General features: G+C 45.1%; 21 protein-coding genes and 1 riboswitch. Of the genes, 3 read left to right on the top strand and 18 right to left on the bottom strand.

What is annotated here, in order from left to right:
* Positions 1–17: 17 nt before the first annotated feature.
* The 8 genes from ACE3K2_RS03010 to ACE3K2_RS02975 all read right to left on the bottom strand — a co-directional run bounded on the left by ACE3K2_RS03010 (position 18) and on the right by ACE3K2_RS02975 (position 8,995).
* Entirely contained in the window at positions 18–668 is a 651-nt protein-coding gene (locus ACE3K2_RS03010; protein WP_278294332.1) for an S-layer homology domain-containing protein, read from the bottom strand.
* A gap of 23 nt (positions 669–691) precedes the next feature.
* Positions 692–4,504: a hypothetical protein gene (locus tag ACE3K2_RS03005; RefSeq protein ID WP_421886533.1), complete on the bottom strand. Its 3,813-nt coding sequence runs from the start codon at positions 4,502–4,504 to the stop codon at positions 692–694.
* A gap of 103 nt (positions 4,505–4,607) precedes the next feature.
* Positions 4,608–4,940, bottom strand: coding sequence for a hypothetical protein (locus ACE3K2_RS03000; RefSeq protein WP_223199730.1), 333 nt, complete (start codon positions 4,938–4,940; stop codon positions 4,608–4,610).
* A gap of 20 nt (positions 4,941–4,960) precedes the next feature.
* Complete coding sequence (locus ACE3K2_RS02995; protein ID WP_278294327.1) at positions 4,961–5,440, bottom strand: hypothetical protein; 480 nt, start codon at positions 5,438–5,440, stop codon at positions 4,961–4,963.
* Positions 5,441–5,568: 128 nt separating this feature from the next.
* A complete protein-coding gene (locus tag ACE3K2_RS02990; protein WP_421886528.1) occupies positions 5,569–6,390 on the bottom strand; it encodes a hypothetical protein in 822 nt (273 codons plus the stop codon).
* Between the two features lie 254 nt (positions 6,391–6,644).
* Positions 6,645–7,283, bottom strand: a complete 639-nt coding sequence (locus ACE3K2_RS02985; RefSeq protein ID WP_421886525.1) for a hypothetical protein — start codon at positions 7,281–7,283, stop codon at positions 6,645–6,647.
* Positions 7,267–8,358, bottom strand: coding sequence for a glycosyltransferase (locus ACE3K2_RS02980; protein ID WP_421886522.1), 1,092 nt, complete (start codon positions 8,356–8,358; stop codon positions 7,267–7,269). Before ACE3K2_RS02980 ends, ACE3K2_RS02985 begins: the two co-directional genes overlap by 17 nt.
* A complete protein-coding gene (locus ACE3K2_RS02975; RefSeq protein ID WP_421886519.1) occupies positions 8,336–8,995 on the bottom strand; it encodes a glycosyltransferase family 2 protein in 660 nt (219 codons plus the stop codon). Before ACE3K2_RS02975 ends, ACE3K2_RS02980 begins: the two co-directional genes overlap by 23 nt.
* A 190-nt stretch (positions 8,996–9,185) precedes the next feature.
* Between ACE3K2_RS02975 and ACE3K2_RS02970 the strand changes: the two genes are divergently transcribed.
* The 3 genes from ACE3K2_RS02970 (at position 9,186) to ACE3K2_RS02960 (ending at position 11,157) form a co-directional block, all read left to right on the top strand.
* Entirely contained in the window at positions 9,186–9,926 is a 741-nt protein-coding gene (locus ACE3K2_RS02970) for a GT-D fold domain-containing glycosyltransferase (protein ID WP_421886516.1), read from the top strand.
* A gap of 183 nt (positions 9,927–10,109) precedes the next feature.
* Positions 10,110–10,379, top strand: coding sequence for a hypothetical protein (locus ACE3K2_RS02965; protein ID WP_421886514.1), 270 nt, complete (start codon positions 10,110–10,112; stop codon positions 10,377–10,379).
* Between the two features lie 589 nt (positions 10,380–10,968).
* Positions 10,969–11,157 carry a hypothetical protein gene (locus tag ACE3K2_RS02960; RefSeq protein WP_421886511.1) on the top strand — a complete coding sequence of 63 codons (189 nt, stop codon included), beginning with the start codon at positions 10,969–10,971 and terminating at the stop codon, positions 11,155–11,157.
* 24 nt (positions 11,158–11,181) lie between these two features.
* On the opposite strand, the gene ACE3K2_RS02955 is transcribed toward ACE3K2_RS02960, so the two are convergent.
* The 10 genes from ACE3K2_RS02955 to ribD all read right to left on the bottom strand — a co-directional run bounded on the left by ACE3K2_RS02955 (position 11,182) and on the right by ribD (position 19,244).
* Entirely contained in the window at positions 11,182–11,949 is a 768-nt protein-coding gene (locus ACE3K2_RS02955) for an N-acetylmuramoyl-L-alanine amidase family protein (RefSeq protein WP_421886508.1), read from the bottom strand.
* Positions 11,946–12,371: a phage holin family protein gene (locus tag ACE3K2_RS02950; RefSeq protein ID WP_421886504.1), complete on the bottom strand. Its 426-nt coding sequence runs from the start codon at positions 12,369–12,371 to the stop codon at positions 11,946–11,948. Before ACE3K2_RS02950 ends, ACE3K2_RS02955 begins: the two co-directional genes overlap by 4 nt.
* Positions 12,372–12,532: 161 nt before the next feature.
* Complete coding sequence (gene ytfJ, locus ACE3K2_RS02945; protein WP_421886502.1) at positions 12,533–13,015, bottom strand: GerW family sporulation protein; 483 nt, start codon at positions 13,013–13,015, stop codon at positions 12,533–12,535.
* A 148-nt stretch (positions 13,016–13,163) separates the two neighbouring features.
* On the bottom strand, positions 13,164–13,895 hold the full coding sequence (locus tag ACE3K2_RS02940; protein ID WP_421886499.1) for a DUF2953 domain-containing protein: 732 nt from the start codon (positions 13,893–13,895) through the stop codon (positions 13,164–13,166).
* Between the two features lie 151 nt (positions 13,896–14,046).
* Positions 14,047–14,703 (bottom strand): SMC-Scp complex subunit ScpB, encoded by a 657-nt coding sequence (scpB, locus tag ACE3K2_RS02935; protein WP_421886496.1) that lies wholly within the window; start codon positions 14,701–14,703, stop codon positions 14,047–14,049.
* Positions 14,672–15,472, bottom strand: a complete 801-nt coding sequence (locus ACE3K2_RS02930; RefSeq protein WP_076328266.1) for a segregation and condensation protein A — start codon at positions 15,470–15,472, stop codon at positions 14,672–14,674. The genes scpB and ACE3K2_RS02930 overlap by 32 nt, the downstream gene beginning before the upstream one ends.
* A 104-nt stretch (positions 15,473–15,576) precedes the next feature.
* Positions 15,577–16,044, bottom strand: a complete 468-nt coding sequence (gene ribE, locus ACE3K2_RS02925; protein WP_421886493.1) for a 6,7-dimethyl-8-ribityllumazine synthase — start codon at positions 16,042–16,044, stop codon at positions 15,577–15,579.
* A gap of 101 nt (positions 16,045–16,145) precedes the next feature.
* Positions 16,146–17,378 (bottom strand): bifunctional 3,4-dihydroxy-2-butanone-4-phosphate synthase/GTP cyclohydrolase II, encoded by a 1,233-nt coding sequence (locus ACE3K2_RS02920; protein ID WP_421886491.1) that lies wholly within the window; start codon positions 17,376–17,378, stop codon positions 16,146–16,148.
* Positions 17,379–17,410: 32 nt separating this feature from the next.
* Positions 17,411–18,079: a riboflavin synthase gene (gene ribE, locus ACE3K2_RS02915; RefSeq protein WP_421886488.1), complete on the bottom strand. Its 669-nt coding sequence runs from the start codon at positions 18,077–18,079 to the stop codon at positions 17,411–17,413.
* A gap of 61 nt (positions 18,080–18,140) precedes the next feature.
* Positions 18,141–19,244: a bifunctional diaminohydroxyphosphoribosylaminopyrimidine deaminase/5-amino-6-(5-phosphoribosylamino)uracil reductase RibD gene (ribD, locus tag ACE3K2_RS02910; RefSeq protein WP_421886485.1), complete on the bottom strand. Its 1,104-nt coding sequence runs from the start codon at positions 19,242–19,244 to the stop codon at positions 18,141–18,143.
* Between the two features lie 323 nt (positions 19,245–19,567).
* Positions 19,568–19,734, bottom strand: a riboswitch (FMN riboswitch).
* Between the last annotated feature and the right edge of the window lie 27 nt (positions 19,735–19,761).

Below are 19,761 nucleotides of genomic sequence, written 5' to 3'. Positions count from 1 at the left end.
AAAGAGAGTAGGTCACCCTACTCTCGAATTGTTCGTTCCAGCAGACGCTTGGTACGCATCAGGAAAGTAACAAACTCTGCTCTGGTTATAAAGTTTTCCGGTCTGAAATATAGAATGGGTGTGCCATCCAATTGCGTTACAACTGTCAGTCCCAAATCAGCCAAACGTTCAATGGAATCTCTTGCCCAGTGGTCCTTCCCTTCTGTCGTCTGTAAATCCTGAAACTGTATCGCACTTTTACGGTCATATCCATCTTTTTTGATCAGGGTCATGGTCAACTCGACCTTGTACCCCTTCTGATCCTTATCCATCGTATCCTGATGATAGAAAATAGGGTCAACTTTGATGGACTCTACAACACCAACATAGATATTGCCCTTCTCATCATAAAATTTGTGTGTCCAGCCTACGTACATGACGTAGTCGTGATAGGATTGCTTATCTTTAAACAGAATGTTAATGATCGCCTTGTACGAAGACACACCCATCTGATGAAAATGCGAAGGAGCATTAATCATTTTAATTTCCCTCACTTGCGGATTGGGCGAAGGTGAAGAGTACGGATCAATAATTCTTCCGTTTACTGGCTCGAACTTCATGCCTGTATCTACATACAGCTTTCTTTTATACCGGTCATTTACTAAGCCAAACGGGTCTTGCTGAGTCATATCAGATGCCCTCCTTACCTATTTTATCTCGGGATATGATTGCTTCCCATTCTTGCACCTACATTGCTGGCCATATAGTTCACCATACCCGGGTTGTTCTGCCGCAGTGTCTTGTCCAACGTAGATGTCAGTCTCTCCACATCTTTTGTGCTGCCTGTCATATTATCGATGTTCACGTGAACCGTAACATCACCCGAACCAACCATCACACTCTTATGTGTATTGCTCGTGGTCATGTAATCAAAATAATCCATGACCTTAAGACCTGCTGGAATGTTGAATGTGGATATTGGTTTATCCATTTTTTTGCTAATTTCAGCCAGATTTTTAGACTGTTCTACACCTAAGGACTGGATCTGTTTAAAAATATCCATGTATTCATTGGACCCTGGTTTGAACACACCACTATTCAGCAGATTCTTCCACTCTTGCTTGATCGAACTTATTTGTGAGTTCATTTCAGATGCACGGGATTTGTTCAATGCAATTAATTCTGGTGCATCTTCCTTACCGCCATTAGCTGCCAGGAGATCATACATTCGTTTATCATAATCCAACTGCGTCAACTCAAGCTGATCATTCATCTTGCGTCTAAGCTCATCAATTTGGCTGTTTTTGACACCATTCAGTTCAAGCTCTGATTGTGCCTTTTGTTGTTTCTTCTCATTGATCTCCAGACCCAGTTCATCTTTCTCCTTACCTTCAGCCATCTTGTCATACGTCTTCTGTAAACTTGCAATGGCCTTATCGAAGAACTTGATATTCTCTTGCAAATATTTCTCCATTAGCGCACGCATCTGACCCGAATCTTCTCGTACACCACTAATCAACAAACGGGATCGTGTGACTTGATAATTGGTTTCGTTGTCACTTGTCGATTTGTTCAGCTGACGATTAATTTTGGCGATCATTTCATCAATGCCATTACTTTGCGGCTGAGGCTTATACCCATTAGCCAATGCCCCAATTCCGCCCGCAGCAGGAATATACTGCATTTGGGGTGGAATGTATTGTATCTGCGGTTGTTGTTGAGTGTTATCAACAGTTGGCTTTCCTGACTCTTTATCCATTTGAACCTGAGCGTCTTTTTTCTCTTGCTCGTAGTTATACTCTTTGGCCAGTTTCTTCTCGACCGCGTCTCCACCTTTTTCGGACCATACCGCTTTGAACCCCTTCCAGTAGTCCCCGAACTTGTTATTCGTTGCATTGTTACCAAATAGGCTGCTGATTCCTCCCTTAACAACTGCATCCATTCCAAGGTTAAGGCCTTTCCACACTTTACCTACAAATGAGGATTGCTCCATATCTTTAAAATCCTTGGCCAGTTCCTCTTTATTTGTTGCACGAATACTCTGCTTCTCTGCTTCTGATTTCCCCATATTGCTCAGGGGATCAACTAGACCGGATACGACATCCACCGCGGTCATGGCCGCGCCAAGATAAGGAACGGCTTTTAGGGGCTTCAGTATCGACTTACCCAACTTGCCGAGCTTTGCCCATTTCCCTGGAATATCTCCGTTTTTCTTACGCTCAATCGTAATATCACGCTGGGTAAGGATATCTCCAGGGGTTCCGTCAGGTTTATCCGGTCCTCGAAGTACTTTCCCATCCTTGTCACGAATAGGTGCATGACCGTTAAAAAATGCTTTTTTACTACCGACTTCTTTCATATCTTCGAATCTCTGTTTAATCCCTCGCCGCTTGGGCTTGTCCTTCTTCTTCTTGTCTGAACCAAAATCCATGACTTCCTCAATCTGTGATTTAGCCATATCCTTAATTACGTCATTAATAAATTCTTGATGTCTCTCTAAAAAAGGTTTGTTTGCTGAATCTTCCTTGTCCTCCTTAACAGGAGATCCGCCGCTTCCTGCACCTGGAACAACTAGTAATCCTCCTGGACCACTCATCATGCTCGCAAGTTGAACTTGTTCTAGTTCCTTCAGTTTGGATATGTATGCTGTAGCATCGATCATGCCCTGTCTAAAAGAAGCATTCAACTCATTGACTTCGGCTCTCAGTTTGGAGAGAACATCATTCAATAACGTTGACTGCTTACGCAGCTTCTGAATCTCGGATTCGTAGCGCTGAACATCAGTTGAACCGTATGTAAACTCAGCATTAAGGAAGTACAATTTGTTGCGTAGTTCAACTGCATCCAGATCCATGTCATCCATCGCCATCATCAGTATTCTAGATTGGTGTTCAAGTTGCATCATTGCTTTACTCGTGTCATCCAGTTCTCGGCCTAGAAACTCAAGACTTCGCTTCGTCTTTGCAATCTGAATATCAAGTGAATGCACTTCTTCTCGCAGCAGAAGAAGTTCTCGGCTATACGTTTTGACTCGTTTCTCAGCTTCGTCACGTTCTTCTGCATGAATGGAAGAAGCCGCTGTATCCCCATCTTGTATAGCCTGATTGTACATTTCTTGTTGATGACCTCGGTTAGTCTGAGCCTGAAGTACATCATCTTGCTTGGCCACAGCCCTGCTCTGAATCTCTGTTCTGCGATGATTCAGAGTCTGTAGACGGCTCTGCTGTCTATCCATTTCCTGCGTTACACCAGCACGTTGCACGTCCGTGACTCGAAGTCGCTCGGGAACATCGCTTCCCGTATTTTCGACTTTCCCTGGATCTGATGTTGTGGGAGCATATCGTTTCTGATCGCCTTCATTCATCACTTCACCGAACTTATCCCAGGCAACTTGAACTCCGACTTCATCCATAATTCGGTTAAGGAGTTCCATATGATCAACAATGCCACCCGTACGATCACCAATTAACCGCATGACTGCGATCAGATAATCGCCCAGCTCGGCAAATTCTTCTTTCAATCCTTGCATCGCCTCATGCGTTGCAATCTGAAATGCAATTTCAACCTGTCTTTGTTGAAATTGCAGATGATCTCCACCACCGGGGCGTTGATAGATCGACGTGTTTGCATCCGCGGTCTTCAATTGTTCTGCAAGAAGATCAAACATGACTCGATTCGATGCAAAAGCCTGCTGCGGAATCATATCTCCTTTGTCCTGAACCGCCAATCCCGCCTGACTAATCCAGTTGGCTAATGCATCCTCTTGTGCAAGCATCCCATGAGGCTTACTGGCCATTGGCAGAGTTTGACGCATCATATCCATTAAGTCCTGAATGCCAATATCCAACATCGTTGCAGCCCTGATCATCATGTCTGTGACTTGGGACAGATCAAAGCCACTGCTTCCCGAGGCCAAGGTAAGAGCTTCCAGGCTTGTTGCCGTCTGTTCCACATCCGTATTGCTCACCGAATGCAACTTGGCTACTTCTTCGGCAAACGCGACAGCTTCAGAGGCATGATCATAATTACGAGAACCAATACGGTAGGCTAGACCTACATCTTCCTGATCCATACCATGTTGCAGTGCGATCTGTTGCAGATTTTTGACCGTTCCGGCTTGTGTGTATTGCCTACTATCATCCGATATTCCAGACGATCTGACCTCGAAATTCTGGTCGGCCCGGCTCAGCTGTTGATCCATCTGCTGTGACGAGTCAAGGGATTGCTTGAGCATTGTTGATGAGTACCCCTTGGTTTCACCTGCTGAAATATATTTCATCGTATTCATCACGGAGTCTAACAACTCCTGTGATCCAGCTGCTGACACATCCTTCATTTCACTGAATGCTCCACGATAAAAGTGCTCCAGATCGTTAGTCAGCGTTTCAATCATTTGCGACTGCATATCACTTCTGATCGTCTCCACACGTTTAACCAGCGTGCTAACACCAGATAGGTTGCTGCCTTTCAGTGCTGCGTTTTGTCCAATTAATTGATCTCTATCCATTAATATTTCTTGTGTCAAGGAGTGCTTGTCTCCTTGTCCTTGTGTTTCAGTCAATAAAATCACCGCCTTTATGCATAAATCCCGTTCTACCATCATTTAGGCAAAACGGGATGTCTCTCTCTTATCCTCCAAGCGCTTGTGCAAGCATACCGATATCATCTTCTGATATCTCCGTGTAGTCCTCGTCATTGAAGGTTCTTTTACGTCTGACGGTCCCGTCTTCTTCGACTTCTTCGCCCCCACCGCCACCGAACATGCGAAGAGGTGCTGTCATAAGTTCAACTTCAAATTGAATATATTTCTCCGCTGACTTGCACAGCTCCGCAACCTGAGGGAGTGTGTACTCCCAAATCTCCCACTTGTTCAGCCCACAGTGTTTATGGAGGGTGAAGAAGATTTCTCCCCAGTGAACGGGTTCCTGTGTTTCCGTATCACGTATTTCGGTTCCCTCCAAAGACTCCCCCTCGGTGCGTTCTACTTTTTTAAACCATTGAGTCCAATGAGCATATCAATGACTTTGCGAGCTGTGTTCAGATCAAGGTACTCATCCAGATACTCTCGATTGATGATATACTCACCATGCTCATCTTTGGTCACGATATGCGGATAGTTTTTGAATGCCATCGCCAATACATCAAATAAATCCTGCTGACGCTTTTCGTCCAGTTCATCATTCTCCGTCGGGATGAAGTTAAGAATAATGGCATCGATATTCACTGTCTTCAGCAATTTCATCAGACGGCGGGCATCCTTCAGGTTACACGGCGGAATGCGATATTTCCGTCGATCCCGCAGGGTAATAATCTCATCATCTTCAAAAAATGCACGCTCAGCCGCTTCCACTTCCTCCGGCGACACTCGTTTGTTCTCCGGATCATCCTTGATTCGTTGCGCCGCTTCCTCATTCAGCTTTTCCGCAAGCTCACGCTCGGCTTTTTCTCGTTCTGTTTCCATGAATTTAAAGACCTCCCCAGGACATTATCCCCCATATAATAAAAAACCTGGCAAGGCAAGGCACTGTGTAGGGGAGGACACAGATGCCGTTTGATACCTTGCCAGGAGCAATCAACCTTATTCAGATGTTAGATCTTGCTTGGTGCGCTGAAGCGTTTGATACTGCCAATTTTTCCGTCAGCACGTTCAGGATCAAGAATCTGCAAGGAGATTGCAGATGCAGAAGCGGCAGCGCGCTGGGCATTGATGCTGAATGTTCCTTTTGCACGGCACATGAACAGCTCGGTTTCAACCCCTGCATACAAACCATCTTTTTGCTGGAACGTACCGTGATGGATGACGGAGATCGGGAATGGAACTTCATCAACCAACAGATCAACCATGTCTACAATTTCATCACGTTTGTAGTTCAGCACAACCTCTTTACCGATATGGGCAGCATTCAGAATAACTACACCATTCGCTTCGTCGTAGAAGAACGCATTGGGTTCTACGGCCGTTCCTTTAGTAGTGAGTTGTTTCAGCAACGTGTTGGAATCTTTGAGACGAACCGTAATGTCACCGTTACTTCCATAGATATCACTTGCATGCTTCGGTTTGGCTTCCGCAAATCCGGAATTGGAAACGCCTGCAACCACTGTAGACTGCTCATTCAGCACCCATACATAAGACTTCACTTGTTCTTGTACCGTTGAACCCATCATCAGCTGGATCGCATCCAGATCGAATTTGGCATCTGTTGCCGACACTTCAATCGATTTGGACTTCACCAGTACATCAATGGCGAACAGACCGTCACCACCAAAGATGTCCTCAAGCTCCACGTTAAGATCAATTTTCAGATCTTGCAGGGTACCCAGGGTAACTACCTCAATTTCGCCCATCGGATCTTTTGGAAGGCGTTTAGCCATAAACGTACCTACACCTTTGATAATCATTTTTTTAGCCATTGAACAGTCCACTCCTTAGGATAGTATGTAATTTTAGCTACGGAGACTTGCTTAAGCCGGAATCAGGTTAAATGACTTGATGATCGGGAGATCCATTTCGTTTAACCCGTCTGGCTGTTCGCCGTCTCTGCTTTTTATAGTGTAGAACGCTATCTTCAATCCCTAACGATAATGTAAACGAAATATATTGAAGCACGATTAGCCCCGTCATCTTTGCAAAAGGAATAGTCCTATAAAGATCAAAGAAAAGACCCCTACATTAGAGGGGCCGTTCTGTTTGGCAAAGCATCAATAATTTGCGCTACCTGTTCCGCACGTTCCTTGATCTCAAATTCATCGGCAGTAACCAGATGAACATGTGAGCAGTATTTGCCATGCTCATAGATTCTCTCAGGTGTAATGAAGACAACGTCAGCAACAGCTTCCATCTTGTGTTTATGCTTCTCATATTGCTCCGGATCGGTCAACGAATCAAATACGACCAGATCAGGATATGCTGTCTCGACCGAACTTACCAGCCGGCTATCGTTCACCCAGTAGATCACGCGATCTCCCTGAAACAGCGGACGTACATTCTGACCCACACGGGCTACGACAAAGTTTGGAAGCTCTGGATGAGGATACTCCAAGGCATCAACCTGATAGAACTCATCATTAGAGTTGATATATATTACATTGTAGCCAACTTCCGCGAGTGCTTTTAACAGCCGCTGCGGTCGACGCCCGAATCGTTCACTATGAAAATCGATCGCAGGTAGATACACAATCGTTGTATCCATGTTTGGGGTGTATGTCGTAACATTGAACTCCGTCGCGTCAATCTCTATTTCTGCAAGTTCAATGGTCGGTGTAGTCGATTGGCTACCAAACATTCGTTTAAATATCTTTTTCATGATTTCTGCCCCCCATGACCTGATTAATCATCTTCACGGCATTCATAGCCCTGCCATCCCAGCTATTAGACTTAGCCACTCTTACTCGTGCTGCTATTTTGGAAGCACTATTCTCCCGAATGGCTTTCTCCAACATCACACCGCAATTATGCTGATTCATAAAGTAAGTTACATCGCTGTACTTATGAACGATTTCCTCCATACGTGTCGTCAACACAGGTTTGCCCGCAGACAAATATTCGTAATACTTGATCGGATCACAGCCTCGGATCATTTCCGTCAGCTTGAATGGCACGATACAGACATCGAATTGAGCAATGTAGGCGGGAAGTACTTTATAATCTTTGTGCGGAAGACAAGTCACATTGGGATGTACAATGTTTTTTTGATAGAGGACATTGTTTCCAATCAAAACGACATGATACCCTTTATTTGCAATCGCAGTAATCAGCGAATAGTCGACCCACGATGCCATGGCCCCGTGGAAACCTACAACCTTTTGCCCATCATGAACCTTAGGGAAGTCCGCCGGTTTCGGTAGAATTGCCCGCGCTTTCTCAAAATGGTGGTAATCTGCCCCGTTAGGGCACATAAAGATTGGTTTGCCGTCATATTTATGTGCCTCGTACATCACCTTGGCAGTCGTGGCAATAAGATCTGCACGGTCAAAGCATTTCGGTATATAAGATTTCCACACAGCAAATTCGTCAGCCGAATTATCAAGGTAATCAAATACGGTAAAATCAAACTTCCGTCCATCCGAATAATTGTACTGACCTGGATTCGAGAACCAGAGTACCTTCTTTCCTTTGACCAGGTGATCGTAATTCACACCTTTCTGCACAAGGAACAGATCCTCATTTAACTTTTCAATCGGACGGCTCTGCTTTCTGTACGTTTCTTCATTGATAAAGATGGCCCGTATACCCGGAATATGGGAGAAAGCCGTCATCAATTGCTGGGGTCGCTGGAACAGGAGGTTCCAGTCAAGTGCTGGCGGGTAAACAATCGTCATTTCTATACTTTCAAAAACCGGATTTTCTCGTTGCTTTCTACGAAGCAGCCAATTGAGCAATCAACTCCACCCCTTCCGCGTAGACATGAACGGGACGCAGCCGGGTGTCTACGTATAGTTCAAATCCCAGTCTTCGTGCTTGCTCACAGAATGGAGCATCTTCGCCTGTTGGATGTGAACCATATCGAACGCCTGCTTCAACCACTTCGCGCTTAATCAAATATACGGCACCTGTCAGATCTACCGGGAACATGCCCGCTTTGAATTCAGGGATATGTTTTCCGCCGATCATGGCATTATGAGCCTTCAATTTAGGATGATTCCGTATAAGCATGGAACATACATCCTTGTCATTATCCATCAACTGCCGCAGGCTACCCTCAGGAATGATGATATCCGTATCAATCGAGAACAGATAATCACAGTCCGATTTCAGAAACTCATCCAGAAGCTTATTTCTCAACAACGCCAGGTTTTGATAGGAATATTGTCCACGCATATGACCATATGTTCTCCCCAGATGATGAGTCAGATAAGGAACCTGATGATGATCAAGGATATGCTCCGTCTGATCTTCACTATCATTCAGGATGTACATATAATGCTTCTGCACTCCTTGTTGCTCAAGTGATTGCAAGTGCCGTTCCATAATCCAAGCCCGATTTCGTACAGGACTACCTATAAATACGTTTTTCACAGTCCATCCCCTCTTCCTTTTTATCTAGTCTAGACTGTTCCTCAATAACCTTCGCACGTGGAATAAAAAAGGAGTGATTCCTCGAAAGAAGAGAGAGAACGAGGCATTTTTCCTATTCTAATACAGAAGGAGTTGATGAATATGTATACTGAAGAAACCATTATTCACACATGGGAAGAAGGTGACATGCATGCTGGGGAGTGTAGATTTAATCCGCACCTGGTTCCAACTGGCCTCTGATGGAGAAGCCCATGCTTCTGTTCGATTTGGGGATGCTTCCAACACCATTCTGGCTCACGACACCGTTCTGACTATGGATTTCATCAAGTCTCATTACGGCTGGTTGAACGATCCTACCTATTGCGGCATAACCTTACCCAATGCGAGTGCGAGAGAAATTATCGTACACTGCCTGCGACAAGCGGATTACGTCGGACATCTGATCCAGACAGATCACTGGTATTTCAAACCGTTATTCGATATGTGCCTTGCCTATTACAAGGTTGAACCCCGGGAGACCTTCTATGCTTTTGAGAATAATTACATCGCCCGATTCAAGTTATTCTATGAAACATTTAAGACCATGCCTATTCTGCTCTGCGGAGCCAAGGCCGAACAATATCGAGAAGTTCTGGAGCGGAGATACGGGTGGACAAGCATCGTGGGAACGGTGGACTGCCCCTCGTGGTCTCATGTGAGCACCGCATCCAAACAAATGGAACATATTTACCAACAGACACCTTGGAAGCTTGCTCTAGTATGTGCAGGTGCACCCGGAAAGGTACTGGTTATTAAGGCTAAAGAACTGCAAACCGTAGGTGTTGACTTTGGTTCCGGAGCAGATGTTGCGATTCAAGCCGACAGCGAAAATCTGAACGCCTGGGATTACAACGGATTCCCTGATTATTGGGAAGGCAGACCCAAAAAATGACCCTCGCCGGGTCTTTTTTACTGGATAAAACGGTGATTCCAATCCAATTTTATTGACTTAGTGGCTGTTGATAAATTAAACTATCTGCCTTATTATTGTTAAGATAACTCCTAATCTAACCTGGTTTAAACTTGCATGAAGAGGAGCTCTGCTAAGATATTCAAACCGTTGGAGGGAAATGTAATGGCGTACTCGCAGTCAAAGACCGAAATAGTAGCAACTCATCTAAGAACAAGATTTATGGAAGGTAACGTGGAGGGACATGAGATCGTGGTTGCCTTGATCAGTATGGTCAAAGCTGAGAAGATTAATCTAGATGAGGTTGCCCCTATTCTCTCTACAGTATTTTTTGAACAACCGCAAGGTATTCTGTTGGCACTCGAAAAAGCTGGCACGCTGATTGATGATGAATTAGTTGATTCCATTATCCACGAAGTAAACGAAAAAGCTTAATCTTACATACAAGGGGAGAGCTTATCATCAGATTTTAATTTACATCAACCAATTATTCTCTCCACACTTTTAGATTGAATAGATTCATCACTAAGAAATTGGACTTTTTCGTTATTTTCCGTCCTCCTCCGCTTATTCTAGTAGTATTACAAAGGAGGGGACACCGATCGAGACAGTGAATAAAGCCATTTTATTTCTAGTAGTTATTGAAACCATGCTTGAAGCGCTCCACCATGCGGAAGTAGATCAGACAGAACTTGTGGATTCGCTTGTTATGTTGGGCTTTGATCCCATTGAGATGTTGTACGAGACAAATACGATTAGATCTTTCCAAAAGATATGCAGGGCTTTCGCAGAACTCCATCTTACAGATGAGGCCCTTGAAACGTTCTCAAAAGAGTAGTTACATAAGCAGAACCCCACATTACATTCGATGTGGGGTTCTGCTTTATTATATTTATGAATTTTAACCCGTTTTGAACCGGATCAGCTTAACCTTCCTCATCCTGTCTCGTATAGGTCATCTAGGGACCACGGACATCTCCGTCGCCCCTGTTGACTCTGACTTAATATACGAAAGGATGGTTATATGAGCTCACCCACAACACCCCATGAGATCGAAACAAATCAACTCGCTGTTATTGGAGTCGTCAATGAATCCTCGATTCAGACCCAATATGAACTTGAGTATCCTGATCATATCGTGATTGTACAATATTTTTATTTTTTGAAAGATCCAGCACACTTTAACTCCTGGTTAACCAGCAGACAGGCATAACCTCTATCTGAGATGTACTTTGGGTCAGGACTTTTTACGTCTGCGCTCATCAATTAAAACCTTCAGTAACAGCAGCTCTCCATAGGTTAACTTCTTCTTGCGTACCTTCTCTACCCATGCCCAATCTTCAATCACCTTGTCGTTGTAGGCATCTCCAATGTACTGATCAAGTTCATTCCAGGCCCATTGTGCATAATCCAGAACCGAATTCATATCATCATCCTCCGTGACTGCTATTTCTTGTAGTGGGTTTAATTTTATATGTACTGCTTGTTTAAATCTTTCATATTCACCTGGTTGTTTAATCCAAGGCAACGGGCATTCCTTCCATCCAACCACTTCTTTATGTGTAAAGAAGACGGGTGGAAAGCCCCGTTCCCTGATTAGGTATACCGCGAGGTCTACAACGTTATTAAATGTATCTTCATGAATACTGCCATCCTTTTCAATACACATCTCAATACCCACTGTACTATTGTTCGGATATGTCCCAAGTTTGGTTAGAGCTTCCTTCGTGTATGTTGTACTCCCGCAGTGATAGGCTAGTTCATCATCCGGGAGACTGTTATAAATCGTCGTTCGATCTACCGAGTAATGTGCACTTGCATAACGGCTTTTCACTACCTTATTGAAATCTTGCTGTGCCAAACTTGCAAAGTACTTACTAATATTTTTGGCGGGCGCTCCGGGAGAAGCCGTATAATGCATCACAATTCCACGTTTCGCTTTTAATTTCAGTCCGGCTCGACTGTATTTATTCACAGGTATGTAATCCTTGATGATCTGTATCATGACACCTTCTCCTCGTCTTCAACTTGATCTTCATTGCCTCGAAGCTTAAAGAGAGCTGAAGTGATAAACTTCGGTACAGGCAGGCCCAGTTTCCCCAGGTTCTCCAATATACTGATTCCTTCTGTACCAATAATGAACATTAACATTGCATCTCTCATAAAATCATTGGAATTGCCTGCAACCATATCCAGTTGATGTGCAATAATGACAAAAACAAATGTCAATGACTTACGAGCAAGCCCCCACCATCCAACCCTGCTGGATAACTCCTTCCTGTACCATGCAGACAGCACCCCTGTGATGTAATCCAGCCCCACAAAGATGGTCACTGCAATAAACAGGTGATCAATTCCTCCTACCAAATACACGACTGCAGATAACAGCCAGCCAAGCAAAACCATAAAAACGGTGTCTCTGTGCATTAACGTTCCCCCTTCAATAACCTATTTCATGTCTAGGTTAGGCGGATCACAGACATAAGTCTCATGGAATACAAAAACCTCCGAAAAAACATTCACCACCCGCTATACAAACAGCAAAAATCCCTCACCGCATGATGCGGGAGGGATCAGGACGAAATGATTCAGCTATACGTTGATGGATCTGGTGTAACCGGTACACCTGTTGTATTCGTTGAGGTTGTATTACGTTGGAACATGCCTTGAATTCGATCCAGAACATAAGGAGTAGAGTCAATGAGTTTCTCAAACAGATGTGTTGAATTATCGAGTGGTACAATGTGTACACCCTGTTTGCCTACTACCAGAAACGCAATAGGACGTATGGATACACCGCCGCCACTACCGCCGCCAAATGGAGAAGCCACTTTGGCTGAACTGGCATGTTCAGCAGAGGTACCTGTAGTACCACTTTTGCCATGACTTTCTCCATTGACGTGAAAATCACTGCCACCGGCAGCAAATCCGAATCCAACCTTACTAATAGGTAAAATCACGGTACCATCAGGTGTTTCGACTGCATCGCCAACAATTGTATTGACATCCACCATGGCCTTGATATTTTCCATTGCGGTTTCCATTAAGCCTTGAATTGGATGATCTGACATTTAATTTCCCTCCAGTTTCAATGTAAGCTAGGTTTGATCTAACCATATCATCCCCAAACTTGAAGGGACTTATGTAAATATGCATTTTAAGTACATTCACCGAACCCCAACCTCATATTCCCAAAATCAGACCGGCTAAGATGGGCATCTATAGTGTTGTCCCACTAAGCTTTTTCTTTTGCTTCGCCTTATGCCTGCTGCGCAGTTCCTGAAGAAGCTTGAACCACATCCGCCATCCGCCTTCAACTTGAAGCACACGAGTGAGTAGTGTAACTCCAGCGATCAAAACAGCTGTAATCCGAATTTTAACTCTGAAATCAAGCTCCGTTCTGAATTCCATTTCATCCGACCATACCGGCATAACCTGGAGCACGGGTGTTTCATCAAAGCGGATCTGATAGGTGAGAAAACCAATAATAATCGACTTGATACTCCACACCCAGCCCGTCAGCACCGCTGTATATGCTGCATCACCAACGCCGATGTGGGTAGCCCAGGACAGTTGAGTCATATGTACGCGTGTGAGTGTTTGCTTAAGCCACAGCTTGAGTGCATCCGTCGCCCTAAGCATAATTTTCACATCTTTAGCCCACTTTTTGACTTTGCGTTTGTTGACCCGCTCGCTTCCCAGTGCCTCCCCTCTGGAATGATTCATGGATTGTTCGGTCTTGACCAGAAAACCTTCCTTCATATTGCGAAAAACAATACTTGGGATCTCATAGTTAATCCGCACAATTCCATAGAGAAAACGAACATTAATATTGGCGTAATCATCACTTTTATGTTTGTTGAATGTAAAATGTACATGAACATTTGAGATGAGGACTGCGGCAATCAGCAATGCGAACAACAAACCGATTCCTCCAAGCCAAATCCACACAGGCCTTACCTCCAAGCCCTCAATTCTTTTCTCGTCTAGTATGGCACTCTGGATAGGAAAAAATTCACGTCTGACCTAAAAATCCCATTTCAGTTTTGTTACACAAAAAAACCGACTCCACTGATGGATGTCGGTTTGTATGAACTTCCAATTAAAAAGATGAATCCGTATTATCGTCTTCGTTGTCAAATTGACTCGCATCATCCGCCGGATCAGCACTTTCCGGTTCCAGTTGTTGCAAATCCAGTTTGTTGAATAACAGTTGTGTCTCTTCCTCCAGGTTTTCCGAATCTTCGAATAAGCCTGGTTCCGGAAGATCTTTAATGGAAGCCAATCCGAAATAATCCAGGAATGACTTGGTCGTTCCATACAGAATGGGTCGTCCAATCGCCTCAGCTCGTCCCACTTCAATAATCAGATCCTTATTCACAAGTGTATGAATGGCCCGCTCTGATTTCACACCGCGAATTTCTTCAATCTCAACCCGGGTAATCGGCTGCCGGTATGCCACAATAGCCAACGTCTCCAGCGCCGCCTGGGATAAGGACGTTCGTGCTGGAGAGTACGCCAGTTTCTCAAAATATATAGCATGTTCAGGCAAGGTGCCCAGTTGAACTACGCCAGCGATCTTGAGAATCTGTACACCTCGTCCCTGCTGTGAAAATTCATGAATCATCTCCTCAATCGCGTCCGTTACAAGTTCCACTCGCTGGTCGACGATCTCGGCAATTTGTTTGATGCTCAGCCCCTCTTCTCCGGACAAAAACAGCAGGCCTTCAATAATCGATTTCAATTTCGGAAAATCCATGATTCTTTGTTTCCCCTCTCCACTCCATAACGATATCCTCAAACATCCGTTCCTGATAACAGACAATCTGCTTCATCTTCATCAGTTCCAGCACCGCCAGAAAAGTCACAACAATCTCATGGCGATAGATATGTTCATCCATCAATTTGGAGAATAACAGTCTGCCTCCCGGCCCCATACTTTCCAAAGCGCCGATGACATCCCGAATCCGGTCCTTAACCGAAATCTCATCTCGTTTGATCCGGGTGACCGTTGTGCGCTTCTCAGCCTTGCGTAGGGCCTTCTGAAATGCTGCAATCAGGTCAGAGGTGTGTAAACCCTCAACCGGGTTCGATTGGGCTTCTACGGGCATATAGGGGCGCAGATCCTCGGGCTCTTTGGAAAATATAAGGCTGCGTTCCCACTCCCGCTCATGCAGATGACGCGCAATTCCCTTGTACTTGCGATATTCTATCAGACGTGCAATCAGCTCTGCACGTGGATCATAATCTTCTTCTTCCATAAAATCATAATCCTCGAAGTCCTCAATTACCGGTGGTTTGGGCAGTAAAAGTTTGCTCTTGATCGACAGCAATGTTGCAGCCATGACCAGAAATTCACTCGTAATATCCAGTTCCAGTTCCTGCATTGAATGCAGATACGCCATGTATTGATCGGTAATATCGCTGATGGGAATATCCTGGATATGAATTTCAGCCTTATCAATCAGATGAAGCAACAGATCCAAAGGCCCTTCAAAAGTCTCCAGTTTGTATGTAACTACCGTCACTAGACGAATCCTCCCGCCAGAAAAATACAAAACCCTGCTAAGCCGTCCGAATCCGGTTTCCCGTGTTCGTCTGCGCAAAGCAGGGCACTACTATTAAATAAGCACTATTTTAGCTGTTTCGTCAAGTTTGCCATCTCAATTGCCGCGGTAGCTGCATCCCAACCTTTGTTACCCGCCTTGGTTCCGGCACGTTCAATCGCTTGTTCAATATTTTCTGTCGTAACCAGTCCGAAGATCGTAGGCACGCCTGTTTTGAGGTTAATTGCGGCTACCCCTTTAGCCATCTCGTTGCACACATAATCGTAATGCGTAGTTGATCCACGAATAACGGTTCCCAGGGTAATCACTGCATCATACTTGCCGCTCTCTGCCATTTTCTGCGCAATCAAGGGGATTTCGAACGCCCCTGGAACCCAGGCTACATCCACTTCATCATCCTGAACGCCGTGACGTTTGAATGCATCAAGTGCTCCACTAAGCAATTTGCTTGTGATGAATTCGTTAAAACGTCCAACAACAACTCCATATCTTGATCCTTCTGATACTAAATGTCCTTCAAAAAATTGTGGCATTCAAGTCATCTCCCTAACGGTATAATATTAATGTAAGTAACTAATTCAGAAGGAATCACTTCCATAAATTACATGGTGGAATTTGTTCCTCTACAACGCATTTACTCTTCGTTCTGCTCGATATCATCAAACTTGAGCATATGCCCCAGCTTGGCTTGTTTTGTATGAAGATATACCGTATTGTCCTCGTTTTCTTCCATCTGGATCGCAACACGCTCTACAACTTCAAGTCCATATCCTTCCAGGCCTTTAATTTTACGGGGATTGTTAGTTAGCAGTCTGATCTGACGAACCCCAAGGTCTTTCAGAATTTGGGCACCAATCCCGTAATCACGCAAATCTGCAGCAAAGCCCAGCTTCAGGTTTGCATCCACAGTATCCATACCTTCCTCTTGCAGCTTGTAGGCTTTGAGCTTGTTGATGAGCCCAATGCCCCGACCTTCCTGTCTCATATAGAGCAGAACGCCGTTGCCTTCCTCGTTAATCTGTTTAAGTGCCGCATCAAACTGAGGACCACAGTCACAACGATGGGAATGGAATACATCGCCAGTCAAACATTCAGAGTGCACACGTACAAGTACGGGTTTGGAACCATCTATTTCGCCTTTAACCAGCGCCACATGCTCCTTGTTGTCCACAGCGTTTGTATAGGCCACCGCTTGAAACTCGCCAAAGTCCGTTGGCATACGTACAGCCACTTCACGTTGGACCAGCTGCTCTTTTTCGTTACGGTAACGAATCATGTCCTGAATACTGATCAGCTTCAGATCATGTTTGCGGGCAATCTCCTGCAGATCCGGAAGTCTGGCCATTGTGCCATCTTCCTTAATCACTTCACAGATCACGCCTGCGGGATATGAACCACACATAATGGCCAAATCTACCGCCGCTTCTGTATGCCCGGCACGACGAAGTACACCGCCATCTTTTGCAATCAGCGGGAACATGTGACCAGGCTTACGGAAGTCCCCAGCTTTCGCTTCAGGATCGATCAGACCTTTCACGGTAATCGAGCGTTCATGTGCCGAGATACCTGTTGTCGTATCTTTGTGGTCCACAGAGACGGTGAAGGCTGTACCATGGAAATCCGTATTTTGTTGAACCATCGGTTTCAGGTTAAGTTCGTCCGCACGTTGTTGTGTAATCGGAACACAGACCAGACCTCTACCTTCAGTAATCATGAAATTAATGACTTCAGGTGTTGCCTTTTCGGCCAAAGCGATAAAATCGCCTTCATTCTCCCGATCTTCATCATCCACAACAATGACGGGTTTGCCACGCATGAGATCATATATGGCTTCTTCTATCGTATCCAGAATGGATTGTTCTGACATGGGTCCACCTCCAGTTTATTTCTGTTCTCTATTTATGCAAATCCGTGATTGGCGAGAAAATCTTCACTGATACTGCGCGGCTTGCCAGCACCCGTCTCTCGATGCCCTCTCCCATACTGGAGCAGATGATCCACATATTTGCCCAAAATATCACATTCGATATTAATGGTATCCCCTGTCTTTTTCACATTTAGTACAGTTTCACCAATGGTATGCGGGATAATGGAAACCGTGAATGCGGTATCCGTTGTATGGACAACGGTCAAGCTGATGCCATCCAGTGTAACCGATCCTTTGGGGATCAGATATTTAAACAACTGGTGATCATCAGGTTTGATCTCAAACACAATCGCATTCTGATCACGTGTTATACCGCCAATCACTCCGGTACCATCAACATGGCCCTGAACGATATGTCCGCCAAAACGACCGCCAGATTGCATGGCCCGCTCCAGATTAACTTTGCTGCCAGATTGCAGCTGACTGAGATTGGTATGGCGATAGGTTTCAGGCATAACGTCGGCAGTAAAACCTCCGCCTTCCAGCGTTGTTGCAGTTAAACATACGCCGTTCACTGCTACACTATCACCAATCTTCAGACCGTCCATGATGGCGGAAGCTCCGATATTCAGGACCATCGCTTCGCCTTTCCGACCAATACGCCGGATCTGACCAACTTCTTCCACCAAACCGGTAAACATGCTGCCGCCTCCCTTCTTTAATTTATAAAGAATCTACATTGTTTCTTTAAAATTCATTTATTTATTCAGGCCACACCGGAATACCGCCAATGCTGATATTATCTCCAACTTTTTCGATCTCCAACTGATTCAATTGAATCGCCTGATTCATCCGTTCCACACCTTCGAAGCGGAAACTTCCAGGTGTATCATAACCACCTACGATCTTCGGAGCGATAAACATGAGCAGTCGATCGACCAACCGTGCCTCCAGCATGGCTCCATTGAGAGTGCCTCCACCTTCAAGCAAAATCGAACCAATCTCACGTTCACCCAACTTGCTAAGTCCGTTTAACAGATCCACACGTGGTCCGGGACCACAGCGTATAATTTCAACACCGTAAGCTTCCAAACGTTCAGCAGCTTCAGGACTGGCTTCGTCTGTAGTCAGTACCCATGTTGGAGCAAGACCATCCTTAACCATTTTGGCACCTACAGGAAGACGCAACTTGGAATCCACCACAATGCGCACCGGGCTAATGCCTTCCACTTGCAAACGGGTTGTAAGCTCCGGATTATCTGCGATCACCGTGTCGACGCCAACCATAATGCCTTGGTGACGATGACGAAGGGCATGCACGATCTCACGAGCAGACTCGTTGGAGATCCACTTGCTGTCTCCGCTGCGAGTAGCAATTTTCCCATCCAAAGTCGTAGCTGTCTTCAGTGTCACGAAAGGTAAACCCGTTGTAATAAATTTAATGAATTTTTCATTCATGCGTCTTCCACGTTCACGCAGTACGCCAACTTCCACTTCAATGCCTTGTTGACGAAGCATGCTGATGCCCCTGCCGGATACTTGCGGATTTGGATCTTCACAACATACGACAACACGTTTGACCTTTTCATGAATCAGGCGTTCACTACAAGGTGGCGTCTTGCCATAATGACTACAGGGCTCAAGTGTAACGTATACCGTACTTCCTTCTGCATCGCTGCCTGCCATGTTAAGTGCATGCACCTCCGCATGACCGGTTCCACGTTTCAGATGGCTCCCCAGACCTACAATACGCCCCTCTTTCACAACTACACAACCAACGACCGGATTAATCCCCGTCTGTCCTTGTGCTCGTTCCGCCATATCCAATGCCAGTGCCATATAAAATTCATCATTGATCATTTCCAAATCCGTTCACCCCGCGGTTTAAAGTCTATTTTATTAAAAAATCCCCGTCGAACAATCAGTTCGATGGGGATGATGAGAGACAAATGTCACCAGCAGGAGTAATATGGATACAGCACGCCAACACGTTGCCCAAAACTTCATTTCGGGCAAGTGAAAATAGACACATACCTTAATGAAAATCAATTACAGGTAAAGAGCTCTTATCGTGTGGCATATGTATGGAACTGCCCGGCGTGTCCGGATCTTCCCTGCACAGTGCAAGACATGACAAATCGTGACTGTACAGCAATACTCCTGCTGAATGCAAACCTGTTAGGTCTGCACCTCTCCTTCTCCCATCCAGACTATACTGTCGGTTCTGGAATTACACCAGATCAGCCATCTGCCACAGGCAGACAGGTCACGGACTTTGCATCAAGTGCTGGACATGTGTCCTTACACTTCCTGCATCACCGCCGGTAGGGAATTGCACCCTGCCCTGAAGGATTGCTTTCGTTATTACTTGGATGTTAGCACT

This window comes from Paenibacillus sp. (genome assembly GCF_048976745.1).
Taxonomy (GTDB): Bacteria; Bacillota; Bacilli; order Paenibacillales; family Paenibacillaceae; genus Paenibacillus.
This window is presented reverse-complemented; position numbering and strand designations above follow the sequence as displayed.